The following is an 18916-nucleotide window of genomic DNA, read 5'->3' on the forward strand; positions in this document are numbered from 1 at the left end:
AGTACCAGCGTACGGCCCACAGAATGATGTCACGCTGAAAATGCCGGCCTTTGAATGGGTTCATGTGCAGCTCCATCAGCAAAAGGGGATGATAAGTTTATCACCACCGACTATTTGCAACAGTGCCCTAAATAGAACAGTTGCTTAAAGCAGTATAGAGTTAAGTTTGCATTTTAATATCAAGTTGTCTTTCAGCACCGATAATCACCATACGAATCCCATTTTCAAAAATGTCATCCGCATTCATATTTTGTAAGGTATTCACTCCTTGGAGCATGAGTGGATATATAGTTGGATCGGCTTCGAATGGTGGGTCTGATCTTATTTCTTCTTGCTGCTCCTCAAGGACCCACCCAACAATAAACCTTCCTAATGTCATAAGTAATGCAACTGCTTCAACAGGAGAAAACCCAGCATGAGATAACAGCGCAACTTGGGCCTCAATCGTGTTGAAATGTCCTTGACTGGGGCTAGTTCTTGCATGTAGACGAGCACCATCACGGTAAGCTAGTAGTGCTCGACGAAAGCTTACAGAATTAGCGAGCAACCAATCTTGCCATGTCATCCCATCGATGGGTAAAGAAACTAAATGGTGTTCATTTATAATGGTTTCCGCCATTGCTTCCATTAACAAGGATTTATTCTTGAAATGCCAATATAGAGTTGGAGATTTAATACCCAATCGTTGAGCTAGCTTGCGTGTGGTTATTGAATCTATGCCTTCTTCATTCAACATATCCAATGCGGTACGCAGGACTATTTCACGTGTCAGACGTTGAGGTGCAATATCTTTTTTACTCATAAATCTATCACTGATAGGGAGTGTGTGAGAGAATATTAATTCTATCATTGCTAGAGAAGGCATTTGTGAAGAAATCATTGAGCGTGATTTTAATCACTATATTTCTGGATGCTGTTGGGATTGGTTTAATTATGCCGATCTTGCCTGAATTATTACGGTCATTGGCTGGAGCTGAAGCAGGCGGTGTTCACTATGGTGCTTTATTAGCTGTGTATGCTCTGATGCAGTTCATTTTTGCACCTATCCTTGGAGCGTTGAGTGACCGATTTGGACGTCGACCTGTATTAATTATTTCAATTGCTGGTGCAACGGCTGATTATCTCCTAATGGCTGCTGCTCCTTCTCTATTGTGGCTATATATTGGTCGTATTTTTGCGGGAATTACAGGTGCCAACATGGCTGTTGCAACAGCTTATGTTTCAGATATTACTCCAGCCCATGAGCGTGCAAAAAGGTTTGGTCTCCTTGGAGCTGTCTTTGGTATTGGGTTTATAGCGGGTCCGGTAATAGGTGGAGTTTTGGGTGAATGGAACTTACATGCACCGTTCTTTGCTGCTGCTTTTATGAATGGGATTCTTTTAATAATGACAGCAGTCTTATTAAAAGAATCAAAACACAGCAATAAAATGACTGAGAAGGTTCAGGAGCAATCAATATTAAAGAAATTATCCTATTTGATCACTCAACCTAATATGGCTCCATTGCTTGGTATCTTTTTAATTATCACATTGGTTTCACAAGTCCCCGCAACTTTATGGGTTATCTATGGGCAGGATCGTTATGGCTGGAGTATATTTATTGCAGGTGTTTCCCTTGCTAGTTATGGAATATGCCATTCTATTGCACAGGCTTTTGCTATCGCCCCTATGGTAAAGAGGTTTGGAGAGAAAAATACGTTGTTATGTGGAATAGCTTGCGATGCAATTGGTTTACTTCTTTTATCTATTGCTGTTGAAGAATGGGTGCCTTTTGCGTTGTTACCATTGTTTGCCCTTGGTGGAGTAGCCGTTCCTGCTTTGCAAGCAATGATGTCCAGAGGTATTAGTGATGAAAGACAAGGTGAATTACAAGGGCTATTAAGCAGTTTTAATAGTCTGGGGGCTATAATTGGTCCTGTATTAGTTACTAGCCTCTATTTTATGACTCAGGCATCAGCTCCTGGAATGGTATGGGCATTAGCTGCAATACTTTATGTAATCACCCTACCCTTATTGCTTAAGTATCGCCTGAATAAATATTCTGGAGTTCCATAAAATATTTAATTTATTGGTTTAAAAACTAATGGATTCTATAGTTTATCTAAAATTAACATAATACACGTTATACGAATTCCCACCCAAGGCATGGCTTTTAGTCATGCTTTTTTTATCAAAAGAGTATACCCGAATGATAAGGAAACAGTTAGTTACAACGAAATATCATTAGAGTTGTTATGTTGATTAAATGATAGCTGTATCATTGTAGTATATTCAATAATCTCAAATGATAAACCATGACGACTAGAATCTACTTAAGAGCTTCAACCAAAGATCAAGATGCACAGAGAGCACTAAACCAATTAGATGACTTAAACCAAAGGCTCGAGTTAGGTGAATCGGTTACCTATATTGAGAATTTCTCAGGGACGAAGTTGGATCGTCCTGAACTAAACAGGTTGCTCACAGAAGCAAACCAAGGCGACACGTTATTGGTAGAAAGCGTTGATCGTCTGTCCCGTCTAAGCCAAGCAGACTTCCAAGAACTTAAGCGTAGAATCCAAGAGAAGGGGCTTCGCTTAGTAGTTGCTGACCTTCCGACTACTCATCAACTAATCCAAACCAATGACAGTATTACAAGTTCGATCCTAGATCTCATCAACAATATGCTGATTGATCTACTTGCTACTATGGCTCGTTTGGATAACGAGAAACGTATAGAAAGGATCAAGCAAGGCTTAGAGCGTTCAGGGTACAAACCATCAGGTAAGAAACCAAATGAAGCCAAGCACAAAAGAATCAAGGAGTTGCTTGCTACAAATAACATGACTAAGCAGGAAATTGCGAAAGCTGTTGGTTGTGGGGTAGCTACTGTGTATCGAGTAATGAACCAAGGAGAAGATGCAGAGCTGAATCAGCTTGTCGAATCTCGTGCACAACAAGGCAGGATTCGAGTAGCCATTGAAGACCTTTAGTTGAAATGTTAGCCACTTTTTTGGTTTCTATCGTCACTGCCCTAACCGGCATGACTTGCGATACATGAAGTGGCATTATTACTTCATAACCTATAGGTGTTTGCCTATAAGCCAAACTTTCTATAGTCTTTGACAATTACAATTCATAAAAACTAAGTATGCCTGATCAACAGCTTTCCCTCAGTGAATACCTCGAAACAGTTCAAGAGATCGTAAAGATTTCCTTTGGTGATCCTGTATGGGTTAAAGCTGAAATTAGAAGCCTGAACACCAAGAGTGGTCACTGCTACCTAGAACTTGCTGAAAAAGAAGAGGGCACTGATAAAGTCATTGCATCTTGTAAAGGAACCATTTGGAAGTCCACTGCAGCTAAGCTTCTGTACAAGTTTCAGAACGAAAGTGGAATGGAGCTGTCAAAGGACCTGAATGTTCTGATTAAAGTCAAAGCCAGCTTTAGCCCACAATATGGGTTCTCAGTAAACATTGAGGATATTGACTCAAGCTTTACGCTCGGTGATCTTGCGAGACGTTACCAACAGATCGTAAAGCAACTCACAGAAGATGGCTTGATTGACAAGAATAAGAAGCTCCCTACACCATTTGACATCAACAAAGTTCTCGTCATTGCACCTGAACAAGCTGCAGGATTAGGAGACTTTAGGAAGGATGCTGATATTCTGCATAAAGCTGGGGTCTGTGAATTCATCTATCACTCAGCAACATTTCAAGGTAATACAGCAGCAGCAAGTATCATTGCTTCTTTAAGCCAAGGATTAAGACAGTGGGCGAATGAATACAAAACACCTCCTGACTTGATTGTCATCATTCGTGGTGGTGGTGCTGTCAATGATTTGGCTTACTTGAATGATTACGACCTAGCTGCTTTGCTTTGCAAACGATCAGTACCTATTTGGGTTGGTATTGGACATGAACGAGATAAGACCATTCTCGATGAAATTGCACAACGATCTTTTGATACACCGAGTAAAGTGATTGGTGGTATTAGAAACCATATCGCTGAACGTGTAGATGAGGTCAAGGTTTTCATTCAATCCATCCAACTGTACTCTCAGCAGCAGATCCAAGTGTACCAAAGCCAAAATGATCAGTTAATGCAAATCACCAAATCTATGGCTCAGGCACAACTTAATCAAGCCAGCAAACAAGCTGACCAAGTGAAGACGAATGTCCATTACTTTGCTCAGCAACAATTGAAACGAGCAACGCTTAATGTGGAAACGCTGATGCGAATGACGCTGATCCAAAACCCTACAAATGTATTGGCTAGAGGTTATGCCATCGTTCGTAGTGGAGGGAAGGCTATAACATCCATTCATCAAGCCAAGGATCAAACTTTGGCGATTCAATTACATGATGGTTTAATCAATACACAAGTTTTACAGGTGAAACCAAATGAGTGAACAACAACTAACATTTAAAGAAGGCTATGACATCTTAAAGAAGAATGCTGAGCTTCTAGAGTCTCAAGAGGAGCCGGACATTGATAACCTAATGAAAGTTGTTGAAGAATCCATGGCAGCTTATAAAAACTGTAAGCAACGCATTGATGCAGTACAACAAGCATTGAATGAAAGCTTTAAGGATTAATCTTTAATTGTTAGCAGTTGATCCCATTTAAAGTAGTTCTGTGTTAGCCGATTTCGTGACATATTCCATGTTCTGTTCGGCATTAAACTTGCGCCCAAGGCAATCTTGGTTTTGCCATACTTAAGATGAATCGCTTCAAGGGAATCCATCAAAGCGTCACTGATCTCGATATGCTTCATGTCGGTAAACATGTCATATACATGTCTTGCCTTTGGTTCGAGACACGTCAGAATCACGCCACATTTCTTGAAGGCAATGTCCTTGGCATACAGGCCATCAATCATCGCTGTAGCGAGTTTAGATAGCAGCAATAAGTTGTCGGTAGGTTCTGGTAAAGCCAAGGATAAAGACTTATTGTAGAAGGGCTTTGAGCTATCAAATGGGTTTGATTGTACGAAACCAATCAGACAACCACACAACAGATTATCATCTCTCAGTCTGCTAACCGCATCCATGACATATAGCGACATAGCCTCCTTGAGATCATCAATATGGTAGATGCGTTGACCAAAAGAGCGACTCGCAATAATTTGCTTCTTGGCTGGTGGCGTATGTTCCAGTTCAATGCAAGCAATTCCCTGCAGTTCCAATAAGGTTCTGTGCATCACTACAGAAAATTGGTCCCTGATCATCAGAGGGGAAGCCAAGACAAAATCCATAACTGAATGAATCCCCAGGCTGTTGAGCTTCTTAGAATGCTTTCGGCCTATGCCCCAGATTTCACCAACATCTATGGCTTGATGCAGAGTTTCAGCAGAGCATGGATCCATTGAAACCAAGTTGCAAACACCATTGAAGTAAGCGTTCTTCTTGGCAATATGGTTCGCTAGTTTCGCTTCAGTCTTTGAGCGTCCAATGCCAATACATACAGGTAAACCAAGCCAAGAAAGCACACGCTGACGAATCTGATGGGCATATTCAGTCAAGTCGTAATTCCCTGAATGAGCTGTCAGATCCAGAAAGCACTCATCAATTGAGTAAATCTCTTGCTCTTTGGGAGATACGAAATCGGACAGGATTTTCATGAATCTGCGAGACATCTCTGCATACAGTGCATAGTTGCTCGATAGCACCTGCACCTGATGTTGCTCTACGATGTCCTTGATCTGAAAGAGAGGAACACCCATGTTAATGCCCAAGTCCTTGGCTTCCTGAGATCGAGCTACAGCACAGCCATCATTGTTGGATAGCACAATGACAGGCTTATTGTTCAAACTTGGGTTAAAGATGCGTTCACAACTGACATAGCAGTTGTTGATGTCTACTAAAGCGTAGATCTTCTGGTGAGATGCTTGCATAAGCATGAAACCAATAAAGTATTAACGCTTTCTGAATGGCTTGATGACAAAAGTCACTACACCCCAAATCACCATTTCCTGCCCATCCTTTAGATGAATGTCAGAATACTCAGGGTTCTCTGCTTTAAGCCAATGGTTATGATCACCTTCAATCATGAGACGTTTTACGGTGAACTCATCGTCGATCAGTGCAATCACGATGTCTTCATGCTTGGCTTCAATGCTCCGGTCTACAATCAGTTCATCATCAATCTCAATACCTGCATCTCTCATGGAAAGTGAAGCTACTTTCACAACAAAGGTTGCGGCTTCATTTTTAATGAGGTGCTCATTCATGTCCAAAGTTTTGTCGACATAGTCCTGGGCAGGAGAAGGGAAACCGGCAGCAACCTTTTCTGAAGCCAAGGGAATGTGCATAAGTGTTGTAGGATCTACAAGCGTGATGGATGCCACATCATTGAAGCTTTGCTTCTCTGCCTCGTTGAGGTAATTCTTGATCTCTATGATTTTAGATACAGGTACTCTTACCGTTTTTGTAGGTTCATTATATTTAAGCTTTCTACCGGAACCTTCTCGGCTTCCCCCACGATTATTGCTCATGACTCATCTACTTTTTTGATTTTGTGACGTAATCAAATATATGACTGGATGTGTTACAGATTCAAGACTATTTCGATGAATGGTTAATAAACCTTATGGTTCCCATAAAGGCTATTGCAAACTTTCTGAACCGTACCGGGTTTGTCGGAGACTTTTTATTTAAGTTAGGCCACCTGACCTAACGGATTAATTTTATCATAGTACATTGCTTCAAAACAAAAGGTGGCACATAACCTAGTGCACTATGTACACGCTCTTTATTGAACCAATCTACCCAATTTAATGTCGCAAGTTGTACATCCGCTAAACCTTGCCAATCTGCTTTTAAATATTCAATCACCTCTGTTTTGTATAAGCCATTCACTGTTTCAGCCAAAGCATTATCGTATGAATCACCGGTCGTACCGACTGATGCTCGTAAATTTGCTGCTTCTAAACGATTGGTATAGCGAATGGAAAGATATTGAACCCCTCTGTCACTATGGTGAATCACATTCTTTGGCATGTCTCGAGCATGTAACGCTTGCTCAAGTGCATCGAGCACCATATCTGTATTCATCCGTGTCGATACTTTCCATCCAACAATTGCTCGTGAGAAGACATCAATAATAAATGCAGTATAAACCCAGCCTGAATTTGTTTGAATATACGTGAAGTCAGCGACCCATAGCTGGTCAGGATGATCAGCACTAAAATTGCGTTTCACCAAGTCATCTGCTCGTTTTTGATCCTCTCGGCTACGGGTAGTTTGTTTATTCTTACCACGCCAAACACCTTGTATACCTGGTTTTTGCATCAATCGAGCAACTGTACAGCGAGCAATAACATAGCCTTCACGTTTCAATTTTTGCCAAACTTTACGCACACCATATCGACCTGAACTTTCCTTCCAAATTCGTTTAATTTGTTCAGCATGATGCAAGTCATGTAGATCTCGCTTTGCTCGATGTTCTGGGTTTTCAACGAAATCTAGTGTTCGATAATAGGTAGAAGCCGCGATCGGTAAAATCCTGCAAATCGCCTCAACACCATATAACGCCTTATTGTTATGGATGAAATCTACCATTATTTGTGTGGGCGGTCGAGCTCCGCCTGGGCGAAAAAAGCGGCTGCTTTACGTAGAATTTCGTTAGCACGTTGCAGTTCTTTATTTTCACGTTCGAGTTGTTTAATACGTTCTTGATCTGAAAGTTGCTGTACTTTAATTGGGTTTTGTTTATCTAAATATTTTTGATACCAAACACGTAGAGTTTCAGGAGTACAACCTATCTTGGGAGCAATAGCGGTGATCGCAGCCCAATTCGATGGATAATCTTTCTCGGATTCAATCAATAATTGAACCGCTCTTTCTCTGATTTCAGGGGTATATTTTACTTTTTTCATCGGGACATTCTCTCAGAAAGCTTGGTCTCCGACAAACCCGGTACGGTTCATTGCCTTAAATTTCAACTGCAAGCCTTCAATGCCACTAAAATAATTACAATCCAGATCACCCAAGTAATTACTTGTTCACCATTAAATCCCTTCCTAACATTATTTTGAGAAGAATTATTTGTAGGTATTGATACTTGGGAGTTAGTAGTAATTTTCTGATTATTAGCAGTTGTAATTGGTTTCCGATTTGAACTATTTATAGCGTTATTAGAGGAAGTATTTATAGTATTACTAGTTGTAGAATGTATTTTACTCAAAATAGCTTGATTAGAAGATTTAGCTGTATTAGTAGAATTTGTACTTACAGATTGACTATTCTTTACAGAAATAGATTGTCCAGTTATCTGAGTTAAAATATCTTTATTAGATACTCTTATTGATGAATTGTTTACTGTACTAGATTGTTTTTTATAAGTTAATCGTTTCTTAGCTTCAATCTCATCAATTATAAAATATTGACCTTTCTTTGATACAGTAATTGATATATGAGAATACTTATATTTTTTACTCTTATAAGGTGCTTCCATTAAGCCCTTAATACTTACCCATTTACCAATCCAAGAACTATCAGGCTTATCTATAATGGCATCTAAGCCCTCACTCCAAATTGTAATTTTGAAGATATTACCTTTCCAATCTCCAAAATTGATAAATACATATGGCTTGCCATATCGAGTGAAATTTTGAGTCACATCGGTAATCTTACCAATTACTTCAACTTGGTTACCAATTTGTTGAAGGCAAGCATTATAATCCATTGCTGAAATAACTGGATATGGACTTACATACTCATTAACAATAACAGCACGGCTAACATTCTTAGATATAATATGAACATTACTTAAATTAGGTATATTCAGACCAGTAATAAAGTCACTTAAGCTTGGTATACTTTCCAATTTAGTAACATTACATATTGCAGCAAAGTTTTTAACATGTTCCTTTAAAGCCGGATATGTACTTAATAATGCGAATGTTTGAGAGGCATTAGGATTAGTAAAATCTGTCGAACGAAATACAACTGAATCCTGATCCGATTTTGTTTTATTCCAAATAGTAGAATCAGTTGCTAATGCTTTACAGGCCAGCCATAATAATATCAATGAAAATCTATCAAGTTTACTATTATAAGGGTTTAATTTAGCCCGATAAGGGTGTTGAAAGTTAATATGTCCTAATTCGGCACTACCCAAACTTGCTATGGAATCAATGTACATACCATCATAATCAATCAACTGGATTGAAGATCCAGAATTAGAAATCATTAAATTTCCGGTTTGTATATCACCATGAGAAACTGAATTACCTTCTAAATATTCTGATAACTTTACTAAGGCATTTGATAAATTAGTTATATATAATTGATTATCATAATTATCATCAAGAAACTCACCAAGTGTAGTTCCTACAGCCCATGCCATTTTAATAATTGGATATGAATTACCATCTACAATAATCCCCTTAGGCTGGAATTCAAAATCCAAGAAAAATGCAGAAGACAGGCTTTTTAATTTTTTAGAAATTTCTAAATAACGCTGCTCTAAAGATTTTGATTCTTTATGAAAGCATCTTACAGCATATTTTTTTGAGCCACATTCAATTGTATAAGTTAAGGCAAATCCACCACTAATAGCCAAAGGTACACCGAGTCCCGTCTTTTTGACGTTACCTTTTGCTAATTCACTATCTGTTAATAATTTACTATGAAGCTGAAATGCTTCATTGTATTTCTCAAAGGATGGATAACTCATGACCGTATACTATATCTCTAAGATCACCAAAGTAGTGTCGTCCACTTTTAAACTTCCCCTATTACGACTAAATCTTACTAATTTGTTAAATTTTCTATCATTAATGGTAAGAAATATATTAACTAACTTATTATGATCAATAACCATCATAGCTCTATAAAACCAATCTGCCAATGCATCTGTTGCACATATAGCTATTATAGATTCATCATTTGATAAAATTGGTATATCCAAATAATGATTACTATTTTCTTTATTGAAATCGATAGCCCTATTTAATTCAATTTTTGTAGAGATTAATGTCGGATTTGCGTAAAAATCCGGAATATCAAATGTTTTATGATATTTATACTTTCCATTATTTTTCTTGAAAAAAAATATAAAACTATCACCAAATAATCTTGTAATAATTTTTTTATTAACAAGATCTACGTTAATACTAGTAAATGTTGAAAAACTTCCACGCTGATAGGAAGATAATTGGGCCCAGCTCATATTATCAAAATCATGTTCTAATACATACTCTTTGGCTGCATTATTTAACCAATCATCATTAATATCATCACTCTCAATAAAAGAATTACAAATAATTTTTGCCCATAATTGAGAATTATAAGATTCACTAGCTCCATCACATAGAATGAATTTAGCTAAATCGTTGGAGAAAGCAAATGAATCTTCATTTGCTTTCTCTTCCCCAATTTCTTTTGGATGAGTACCCTGAAAAATAACTTTCATTATCGCAATTGAGAAGCTCTTGTACCAATATCAAAGAAATCTACAATATCAGAAGCTTCGGCATTAAAAATAAAGCCTCGTGATTCACCACTTACTTTGAAACCTTTATCTTGTGCATAACCCACTAAATGAGCAGGCAACTCACTAGACATTCTAAATAACATTTTAGAATAGGCATCAGGTAAAACATGTTCGCTTGAAGGTAAAATGATTGGAGAATTACTTAAAGCACTTACGTGTAAATTATAAATCAATACCGGACCATCATTTGTACCAATTTGGCTCAGATGATTAGCGATTTCTTCTGGATCACCATCGTTAGACTCCCCATCAGTAACATGTAAAATTGTTGGAGGATAACTATCTGGATGAGCATCACACCATTCAGCCAATACTTCAGCCGCTTTAGTTAATGCTGCACGCATAGGAGTTCCACCATTAGCAGTTGGCTCAAACCACATGGGGAATTTAACCGCAACTTCTAATATTCCACCAGCCCCATCATCCATCTTACGTTTACGATCTTCGACTCTAAGTGGATTTTGCTCTAGTAATGAAATTGGGTTCATTACCTGACTACCTAAAGTACTACTAAACCCGTTGGTTACACCTTGATGACCATATCCTAAGACTCCTATATCAAAGTAATCTCTAATACCTTCTGATTTAGAGCATCTTGTAATTAAGTCCATAAGTGTCTTGTTAAGGACATCGGAAACGAATTCTGCTTTAGTTCGTCCTGAAGACATTTTGTCCATCATAGAACCAGATTGGTCAACTAAAAACAAAAATGCTGTTGGCGAAGTTCTACTAATTTGTGCTTCGTGTGACATTTTTTCCTCTTTTTAAATATATCTATAAAGTTATGATAAATACTCTATTGGATTTTATCCATTATAAATAGTGAATTTTCAATAATATTTAGTCCTACATCCGATTTTTGCTGTTGTGCTTGAGCTATACACTTTTCTAGTGATGCCCTTTGTTTTGCTTGCCCATAATTACTCTTATTTTTAACTTAACAATTTATATTTCATGATTTTTTATTAATTTTGAGTAGACCTTGCATTAGTCAAAGTTTAAACAGCAGTGAGCTATATTTTATAAGATTTTAGCTGATTCAAAAATTAGTTAAAAGCACACTTTCGCAAGAGGTTTAATATATAGCAGTAGTTCGCAATCAATTGATGGAATTATAGGCAGCTTAGAAAGCCCAGACATTTGATCAAATGACCAGCATGTTGTTCACTGCCGTATAGGCAACTTAGAAGTATTATTTTCAGTTATACTTATGCAAGGCTTTGTTGCACAAAGATTTAAAAAATAGAACTACCCTAAGCGACTCAAATTTAAGTGACAACTTGGGTATGAGCTCGGCCTAATTCCATAAATTTATTTAATACTGCCACACGTGCATGAATCTCATTCACCTGGCTTTGAAAACTCCGTGCACTGAGTTTATCTCCCAATAATTTGATGCAATGCATCTTGGTTTCTACCAAGCTTCGGCGATGATACCCAGACCACTTTTTCCAAATTGCTCTTCCTAGGCATTTAACCATTTTCAACAACTCATTTCTTTCTATTGCTCTTCCTAGGCATTTAACCGTTTTCAACAATTCATTTCTTTCTAAAGATCTCAGCTTTTTGTCTTTCCAGGGCTTCGCATTTTTTCTTGGCGGAATCACCGCATGTGCCTGTCGATCTGAAACGACTTTTCTGCAGTGTTTCGTGTCATAAGCACCATCTGTATAGACAGAATCAATCTGCTCATCAAGTGGAATTTGATCAAGTAAATCCTCGAGTACTTGTGAATCACTGACATTGCTTGTCGTGAGCTGAACGGTCCGTATTTGCAGCGTTTCAGCATCTATACCAATGTGAAGTTTACGTCATTGGCGACGATATTCAGGCTGATGTTTCTTACATTTCCATTCACCTTCACCTAAAAACTTCAAGCCAGTAGAGTCGACGAGTAGGTGGAGACCATCACGACTTTTTTTGATAGTGAATTGCAATATCAATATGCTTTTGTCTTCTACAAATAGTCGAATACGAATATCACTGATATTCGGGGCTGCTCAGCCGCAAAGTTTAATGAGGCTCTGAACAAAGCCAGTGACCATGCGTAAAGAGAGTCGAAATAGTGATTTGATCATAAGGCAGCATTGAATAGCCGCATCAGAATAAGTTTGATTTCTACCATGTTTGCCTTTTGGTTGTGCGATAGGTTTTAGGTGCGGGCTTATACATTTGAGAATTATATTGCTAGATAAGCCTTTACAGATAGGGTTGTGCAGCAAAGCCCCTAGCGGAATAAATGTTATGGGTACAAAGGTCGGCTAATTCTAAAAAATAATAGCCCCGACAATAAAACAAAATAATCCAAAAATTACCCAAATCCAGACATTCGATTTGGGTTTCTCAGTATTTGATGTATAGAATGGTTGTTGTTCCTGAGTAGGATTTTTTTGGTTGCCAACTCTGTTCTTATAGGGCTGGTGCTTGGAATAGGATAGGCCTGTGCCTGGAATACCAACGCTGGTTCGGGTGCCTTTTTTGCCAATATTTAAAGAAGCACCAGGTTTGCCAATGCTTGCACTGCTGATGCCTTTATGCGTCAGATTGATTTTTAATCCAGGTAATATTTTAATACTCTTGCGAAATCTGAAGCCCATATTTTTTCCATTTACAAGAACCAGTTTGGTTTCTATCTCAGTTGTCGGGATACAGTGAAATAAAAGTTTGATTCATTCATAGGACTGATCATTTGACTTAGCTAGTGAAATATCAGTATGTTCTTTAACATAAGATATTGGCTTTTAGACAATGAATCAAACATCAAATTATTACAATCAACATGCTCAAGCATTTTTTGAAAATACCTATCAGGTTGAGATGGAAAGTCTTTACGCACCATTTCTAAGATATTTGCCCGAACAGGCATTGATCCTGGATTTGGGCTGTGGCTCGGGGCGGGACACTTTGGCATTTAAGAAAAAAGGCTATCAAGTTGAGGCAATTGATTATTCTGCTGAGCTGGTTGAAAAGGCGAGAGAGCTGACAGGCATCGAGGTACGTCAGCAAAGTTTTTATGAGCTGAATGAACTAGCTAAGTATGATGGGATTTGGGCTTGTGCTTCTCTTTTGCACTGTGAAAGAGATCGCCTGACTGAAGTGCTGGCGCGCATATTTAAAGCATTAAAGCCAAATGGTGTGTGTTATATGTCTTTTAAATATGGCGATACAGACCGTGAGAAAGAAGGGCGCAGCTTTACTGACTTGAATGAGCAACAAGCTTACGACTTACTCAAACAAATAGATCAGGCTTTACTGTTACAGCAATGGATTACTGTAGATAAACGTCCAGACCGTACAGAAGAGTGGATCAACGTAATATGGAAAAAGCAATCACATGCTTTTGATTATTACCCACAGCGTTTATACAGTCGTGCCGAATTAATGAAAGAGCCCTCTTTGATTCCTGCAGAACACGGGATTTATTTTTGGTGGTTCAAAACAAATCCACCGGGAATCCCAATAAAAAACTGTATAAGGTATCAAGAATATACTTTGTTGTATGTTGGTATATCTCCTGACAAGAAGACCAAACCAAATAGTAAATCAAACTTGAGAATACGGCTTAAAACACACTTTGCAGGTAACGCTGAAGGTTCAACGCTAAGACGAACATTGGGCATACTTCTGGCTGAGATGAGTGGGTATCCGCTTAGAAGAGTAGGGTCAGGTAATCGCATGACTTTCACGCATTCAGGTGAACAATGGCTGGATGCATGGCTTGAAGATAATGCATATGTGTCCTGGATAATTTGTGAAGAACCTTGGAATGTTGAGGAAAAGGTTTTTGAACAAACGATACTGCCACTCAATTTGAAAGGTAATCAGCACGAGTTTAAAGAAACCCTTTCAGCTATGCGTAAAAAAGCCATTCAAAATGCGAAAATGATGGAAATCGCTACGGAAGCAGGATTGCAAAGACAGGTGAAGCTTCAACATGTGGCAGGATGATCACTTAATAGAAAATAATAAACCTACACCCAACGAGCAGCTGAAATTCTTGAAGCATATTCAGCAGATATTGCAGTCAGGGACTTTTACTTCGACATATAAGTTTGCTTTGCTGATAAGTATCACGCGTCTGGCGATTGAACAGGGTCAAGATACCGGTGCTGCCTTGCATTTAGAATATCAGGATATTGCGGAAAAGTTTATTGACCTGTACTGGAAACAGTCACTGCCGTTTCAGTTTAACCAGTACGAGCCTTTTACTATTCATCAAAGCACTGGTAAGCAGGCAAAGATCATCAGTGAAATTCAGAATGCACAGCAACAATTCAAGACCTTGGCCGCGTTGAGAAAGGATGTACTTTACTGGAACAGGCTGAAGCGAACTGTTGCTACAACGGTAAAGCAAATGCCGGTAGTATATTTGCAGAATTTAAATGGTCAAATCGTAGAATTTCTCTATAATCTTGAAGATTCCAAGCAGTCCCTCAAGCTGTTGCCCAAGGTGATGTATTGCTTAAGACAATTTAGTGAAATCATTGAAGAGTTGTGTCAGAAACGCTGGATTGATTTCGTTCGGCTAAACAAGCAGAACCTGGTGGTACTGGATGGTTTGCCTGACCTAGATGAATTCATGTTTGCTCCAACTCGTAATCAATTGGGGCAGGTCGCAGACTTCTTAATTGACTTACAGCAATGCCAGTGTTTTTACTGTGGAAAAAGTCTCAAAAATTCAAAATATGCCGTGGATCATTTTATTCCATGGTCTTTATATCCTGCCGATACCGGACATAACTTTGTTCTAGCAGATGATAAATGTAATTCACAGAAAAGTAATTATCTGGCATCCGAGCGATTCCTAGATCAATGGAGAGAACGTAATCATCTGCATGATCAATCTATTGTTCAGGAAATTTCCCAATTAGGTTTTCTAACCGATCTGCAACGTTCGCATCGGGTTGCCGATTGGGCGTATAAGCAGGCAATAGAGAATAAGTATTTAGTTTGGTTGGGCGGAAAAGATAAGCAAATTTTTCGATCTATTGGTTTATAAGAAAGACCTTAGATCCCTTGTTTATATAGTTTATTGTAGTTGATGATATCTTGGGTCAATGGAAATTGATCAGGATATAATTTGTACCTTTCAATATATATTTTACGTTTCTGGTCATAAATTTTTTTAATTTGCACCAGATCTATATGAAGGAAATCACGTAAATAAATGCTATTTAATACTAAGATTGCCAATGCTTTTGAGTTTTTCTCATTTTCTATAGCCATAAGTGTATTTTCGATATTTTGAAATTTGGTAGAAGACTTATCTAAGTTGTTCTTAGCTATTTTTTTTAGCTCATCATAAAAAATAAAATTTAAATCGGGGAAAAAATAATGTTTCCATTTTTGTGATGTTAGATATTGACTGTATCTCTGTTCGATTAGTTGAAATGCTTGCTTTTGCTTTTGTAAGGGTATACTAGCTTGGTGTTTTAATTTTTTAATATACGGTAAGTATTGAAGACCAAATTTATCCAGCATTTGTTCCAAACGAAGCTTTTCTTTTTGTAATTCTAACTCTTTGATCTTTTTACCAAAGCCACCTCCCACTTTTGAACCGATTAATGCGCCAACTCCTGCTCCTATAACACCTCCAATAACTGGCATAAACACAAGACTCCCTAAACCAAGCCCGATGGATGCACCAACTTTTGCCATGGTCAGACTCCCTACAGTTTTGGAAGAAAAGTCGATAAGAACGTTCTTATTTATCGAGTTTTTATCTCCACCGGCTTTTAATAATCGTTGTCTTTCATTGAATGCAGCTATTCCGCTTGCAATAGGCAAATGTAGATCGAATGAATCTAAGGCAGCATTACCATTTGCCTGTTCGATGGTAGAGTCAAATTGTTGCGATATATCGGCATGACTCAAACCTTCTAATGGCTGTATATTATCTATTCCAATATTTTGATAGGTATCTTCAGGCACTAAATAAGTCACATCTGGATGTGCCAAAGCTGTCATTTTAATGCTGTCTATATCTAGAATGGTTTTGACATTTACGAGATCACCGTCAATTTTTAAGTCCCAGACTTCTTGATTGGATGTGCTAGCCCAGACAATTTCATGGGTTTGTCTATCTAACAGATCACTTACTTTTTGTTCACCAATATAACCGATTAGACGATTTCTAAAGCCTGATAAAGAAGTTTCATCTTTCTCTAACATATTCAACATTAAATAATTTGAGACATCTAATGCTGAATTTAACTCTTCCTGGCTACTAAAATCGACGGCTTTAATTACGCTTGGATCAATACTGTAAACTTGCCATAAATACTCACCGATAGCTAAGCCTGCTGGAAAAAAAACTGAATAATCATTTTTCTGATTTTTTGTAGGTAAATGTAAACTTGCACGGATATGCTCACAGCGACTACGATGCAGTTTTATCTTTCTAATAAAAATAAAACTGCTATAGCCTAAAATTGTCACCACGAAAAAAATTAACCAAATCATATAAATTTATTCTTAAGACATATACGACGGTACTTGAGTCGAAAGCTGGCTTTTCAGTTTCTCTACCAACATCGGTATCTCTTCATCATGGTGTGGTTCATATGGCGTATCAATTAAGCCCTCAGCTCCTAATAGCTCCATTTTTCGTGCTTCAATTTTGGAACGAAAGGTAGAAATAATTTCTAAAGGTTCCTTGAGCTCAGTTAATGTAGCTCTAGTTTTACTTAATTGTTCACGAATACGAGCCATACTTTCTTGAAAATACTTCTGATCTGTTTCAAAAGTTAGTAGTGAAGATTTAATGTTTTTAATATAGGTCTTTTGCTCCACGACCGCAGACTCTGCAGTCGTAAAGGCTCGCAAACTTTCAATGGTATGATTTTCTTCTGGGCGCTGAAGTTTACGTGCTAGGTCTTGCATATCAGCTAAATCTGCTTCAGCAATACTAATTCGTTTGTTGCGAGCATCGATATTGTCTTCATGGTTTTTATAAGTACGTTCAATATCATGGAGCTCTTCAATTAAGTTTTTCTCGTCAATTTCTAGTTGATCTATTTTTTTAGAAAATTTGTTTAAATATTCTATTTCAGCTTCTTCTACTTCATTTAAAGCTTTTAGAATTTGCCCTTCATAAAACACACGAGATTTTTCACGCATTTCAATCTCAGCTTTTTCTTTGGCAAGACGTTCAAAATGAATTTGTTGTGCTTTTTTTAGTTCAGCTTCGACTAATTCTTGGCGTTCTTGTTCCTGTTTCGCTTTGGCCAGTAAACGCTCTTCTTCTAACAATTGCTTCTGCTGCTTTTCTCGAGTAAGTCTTTCTTTTTCTTGAATCATTAATATTTCTTGTTTTTTCCGTTCACGTTGGTCTTGAGCATATTGAACCATGATCTCCTCAAATTCTTCCGGAATAGACTGATTAGTTTGTAGAATAAGATCACTTCGTTCCTGTTCCGGCAAATATTTGTCGAATGTTCCGAGTTTATATAACGCCCATTTCTCTTGTAAGCGACTTGAGAAATACATCTGCAAAGTACGAGGTTGCATAAGTTTTGCAGAGATTAATATCGTTCCGAGAATAATTAAAAAAACATCTACAGCATATTTTGTTTGATTAAAAGCTTTTTGATTTTCAAATTCTTCAATGGCTTGTTGCCTAAATATTGGGCTATCCTTTGTAATGGTAATCCCATATTTTTTTAATTCTTCTTCATTGCCGCGATCAACCGCTTGATCAAATTTGGCTAAAAAACTTTCTCTTTCTATACGAGTTGATTTTAAATCTGATTGTAATGTTTCTAATTGCCTTTCAATACTTTGAGCAACGTAGCCACGACCATATCCAGTGCCACTTTTGCCACTGATTTCTACCTGTAATTTTTCATTAGTATTATTGACTAACTGTTCAAGCTCTGCAATTTTCTTATCACGACTTTCCAGTCCATTTTTTTTCGCTAGAGCAATATTGTCTTTGTATTGCTCCATCATTTTATTATCAATATCTGCTTTAAAAACTAATTGAGTTAAAAAAGGTGCAGTAATATATAAAGATAAACAGACAATTCCAATCCTGATAGCAAATGGAAAATATTTTGCTATGAATGATTTGATACCCGACCGTGAATAAAAAGGTTCTTTTGTTAATTGCAAACCATTCAAGGTTTTTTCATGTTCATCTTTTAATAGATCAGCAGATGCCATTGATCGGTCGAAAAACCACATTAGAAGAAAAACGAATCCACCTACTATAGTCCAGCCGACGTAAGGTGAATTAGGAGTAAAAGTACTACCTAAAAACCCCCATGCGAAACCTTCCGACAAAGCAGCAAGAATCATGATAAATGAAATAACTGTAAGATAAGTCGAACCACCACTTGTCAATAAATTTTTATGGTAGGTTTTGAGTGTCAAAAAATCCCAGAATTTAATAAGAATATTTGGTTCTTTATTCATAATGTGACGTAGGTGGGTT

The 18916-nt window shown here is 37.7% G+C and carries 13 protein-coding genes, 5 pseudogenes and 1 other annotated feature; of the genes and pseudogenes, 7 read left to right on the top strand and 11 right to left on the bottom strand.

Annotation, left to right across the window (positions count from 1 at the left end; translation table 11 throughout):
• Positions 1-160: 160 nt before the first annotated feature.
• Positions 161-802 (bottom strand): TetR/AcrR family transcriptional regulator C-terminal domain-containing protein, encoded by a 642-nt coding sequence (locus FTT71_RS04900; protein WP_004787586.1) that lies wholly within the window; start codon positions 800-802, stop codon positions 161-163.
• Between the two features lie 65 nt (positions 803-867).
• On the opposite strand from FTT71_RS04900, the gene tet(39) reads away from it, so the two are divergent.
• The 4 genes and pseudogenes from tet(39) (at position 868) to xseB (ending at position 4580) form a co-directional block, all read left to right on the top strand.
• Positions 868-2055, top strand: a complete 1188-nt coding sequence (gene tet(39) / locus FTT71_RS04905; protein ID WP_087551687.1) for a tetracycline efflux MFS transporter Tet(39) — start codon at positions 868-870, stop codon at positions 2053-2055.
• Positions 2056-2294: 239 nt separating this feature from the next.
• Positions 2295-2882: pseudogene (locus FTT71_RS04910) on the top strand (recombinase family protein); the annotation flags it as partial.
• A 248-nt stretch (positions 2883-3130) separates the two neighbouring features.
• Complete coding sequence (xseA, locus tag FTT71_RS04915) at positions 3131-4393, top strand: exodeoxyribonuclease VII large subunit (protein ID WP_180160741.1); 1263 nt, start codon at positions 3131-3133, stop codon at positions 4391-4393.
• Positions 4386-4580: an exodeoxyribonuclease VII small subunit gene (xseB, locus tag FTT71_RS04920; RefSeq protein WP_004644823.1), complete on the top strand. Its 195-nt coding sequence runs from the start codon at positions 4386-4388 to the stop codon at positions 4578-4580. Before xseA ends, xseB begins: the two co-directional genes overlap by 8 nt.
• On the opposite strand, the gene FTT71_RS04925 is transcribed toward xseB, so the two are convergent.
• The 8 genes and pseudogenes from FTT71_RS04925 to FTT71_RS04960 all read right to left on the bottom strand — a co-directional run bounded on the left by FTT71_RS04925 (position 4577) and on the right by FTT71_RS04960 (position 13079).
• Complete coding sequence (locus FTT71_RS04925) at positions 4577-5884, bottom strand: Y-family DNA polymerase (protein ID WP_180160742.1); 1308 nt, start codon at positions 5882-5884, stop codon at positions 4577-4579. The two genes, xseB and FTT71_RS04925, sit on opposite strands and share 4 nt — an antisense overlap.
• Before the next feature lie 15 nt (positions 5885-5899).
• Positions 5900-6478 carry a LexA family transcriptional regulator gene (locus FTT71_RS04930; RefSeq protein ID WP_004871202.1) on the bottom strand — a complete coding sequence of 193 codons (579 nt, stop codon included), beginning with the start codon at positions 6476-6478 and terminating at the stop codon, positions 5900-5902.
• A 164-nt stretch (positions 6479-6642) separates the two neighbouring features.
• Positions 6643-7861, bottom strand: a pseudogene (locus tag FTT71_RS04935) (IS3 family transposase).
• Positions 7470-7586, bottom strand: a sequence feature (AL1L pseudoknot). It overlaps the preceding pseudogene by 117 nt.
• A gap of 62 nt (positions 7862-7923) precedes the next feature.
• Positions 7924-9663 (bottom strand): protein kinase family protein, encoded by a 1740-nt coding sequence (locus FTT71_RS04940; RefSeq protein ID WP_180160744.1) that lies wholly within the window; start codon positions 9661-9663, stop codon positions 7924-7926.
• 9 nt (positions 9664-9672) lie between these two features.
• Entirely contained in the window at positions 9673-10401 is a 729-nt protein-coding gene (locus FTT71_RS04945) for a hypothetical protein (RefSeq protein ID WP_180105955.1), read from the bottom strand.
• Entirely contained in the window at positions 10401-11234 is an 834-nt protein-coding gene (locus tag FTT71_RS04950) for a vWA domain-containing protein (RefSeq protein ID WP_180160745.1), read from the bottom strand. The genes FTT71_RS04945 and FTT71_RS04950 overlap by 1 nt, the downstream gene beginning before the upstream one ends.
• A gap of 516 nt (positions 11235-11750) precedes the next feature.
• Positions 11751-12626: pseudogene (locus tag FTT71_RS04955) on the bottom strand (IS5 family transposase); the annotation flags it as partial.
• Between the two features lie 123 nt (positions 12627-12749).
• Entirely contained in the window at positions 12750-13079 is a 330-nt protein-coding gene (locus FTT71_RS04960) for a DUF4236 domain-containing protein (protein WP_180160746.1), read from the bottom strand.
• 151 nt (positions 13080-13230) lie between these two features.
• On the opposite strand from FTT71_RS04960, the pseudogene FTT71_RS13375 reads away from it, so the two are divergent.
• The 3 genes and pseudogenes from FTT71_RS13375 to FTT71_RS04970 form a co-directional block, all read left to right on the top strand.
• Positions 13231-13809 (top strand): annotated as a pseudogene (locus tag FTT71_RS13375) (class I SAM-dependent methyltransferase); the annotation flags it as partial.
• A gap of 99 nt (positions 13810-13908) precedes the next feature.
• Positions 13909-14430: pseudogene (locus FTT71_RS13420) on the top strand (GIY-YIG nuclease family protein); the annotation flags it as partial.
• Complete coding sequence (locus FTT71_RS04970; protein ID WP_180160748.1) at positions 14417-15481, top strand: HNH endonuclease; 1065 nt, start codon at positions 14417-14419, stop codon at positions 15479-15481. The pseudogene FTT71_RS13420 and the gene FTT71_RS04970, both read left to right, overlap by 14 nt.
• An 8-nt stretch (positions 15482-15489) precedes the next feature.
• Here FTT71_RS04970 and FTT71_RS04975 read toward each other — a convergent pair whose 3' ends face one another.
• Both FTT71_RS04975 and FTT71_RS04980 read right to left on the bottom strand, forming a co-directional pair.
• Positions 15490-16944 carry an oxidoreductase gene (locus tag FTT71_RS04975; protein WP_180160749.1) on the bottom strand — a complete coding sequence of 485 codons (1455 nt, stop codon included), beginning with the start codon at positions 16942-16944 and terminating at the stop codon, positions 15490-15492.
• 12 nt (positions 16945-16956) lie between these two features.
• On the bottom strand, positions 16957-18897 hold the full coding sequence (locus FTT71_RS04980; RefSeq protein ID WP_005085725.1) for a DUF4407 domain-containing protein: 1941 nt from the start codon (positions 18895-18897) through the stop codon (positions 16957-16959).
• Positions 18898-18916: the final 19 nt, after the last annotated feature.

The sequence above is a fragment of the Acinetobacter sp. YH01004 genome (assembly GCF_013420455.1).
GTDB classification, from domain to species: domain Bacteria; phylum Pseudomonadota; class Gammaproteobacteria; order Pseudomonadales; family Moraxellaceae; genus Acinetobacter; species Acinetobacter towneri.

Coding starts and splice junctions, on each gene's coding strand:
- FTT71_RS04980 (WP_005085725.1), bottom strand. CDS start 18,897: ATGAATAAAGAACCAAATATTCTTATTAAATTCTGGGATTTTTTGACA.
- FTT71_RS04900 (WP_004787586.1), bottom strand. CDS start 802: ATGAGTAAAAAAGATATTGCACCTCAACGTCTGACACGTGAAATAGTC.
- FTT71_RS04945 (WP_180105955.1), bottom strand. CDS start 10,401: ATGAAAGTTATTTTTCAGGGTACTCATCCAAAAGAAATTGGGGAAGAG.
- FTT71_RS04925 (WP_180160742.1), bottom strand. CDS start 5,884: ATGCTTATGCAAGCATCTCACCAGAAGATCTACGCTTTAGTAGACATC.
- FTT71_RS04930 (WP_004871202.1), bottom strand. CDS start 6,478: ATGAGCAATAATCGTGGGGGAAGCCGAGAAGGTTCCGGTAGAAAGCTT.
- FTT71_RS04970 (WP_180160748.1), top strand. CDS start 14,417: ATGTGGCAGGATGATCACTTAATAGAAAATAATAAACCTACACCCAAC.
- xseB (WP_004644823.1), top strand. CDS start 4,386: ATGAGTGAACAACAACTAACATTTAAAGAAGGCTATGACATCTTAAAG.
- xseA (WP_180160741.1), top strand. CDS start 3,131: ATGCCTGATCAACAGCTTTCCCTCAGTGAATACCTCGAAACAGTTCAA.
- FTT71_RS04960 (WP_180160746.1), bottom strand. CDS start 13,079: ATGGGCTTCAGATTTCGCAAGAGTATTAAAATATTACCTGGATTAAAA.
- FTT71_RS04950 (WP_180160745.1), bottom strand. CDS start 11,234: ATGTCACACGAAGCACAAATTAGTAGAACTTCGCCAACAGCATTTTTG.
- FTT71_RS04975 (WP_180160749.1), bottom strand. CDS start 16,944: ATGATTTGGTTAATTTTTTTCGTGGTGACAATTTTAGGCTATAGCAGT.
- FTT71_RS04940 (WP_180160744.1), bottom strand. CDS start 9,663: ATGAGTTATCCATCCTTTGAGAAATACAATGAAGCATTTCAGCTTCAT.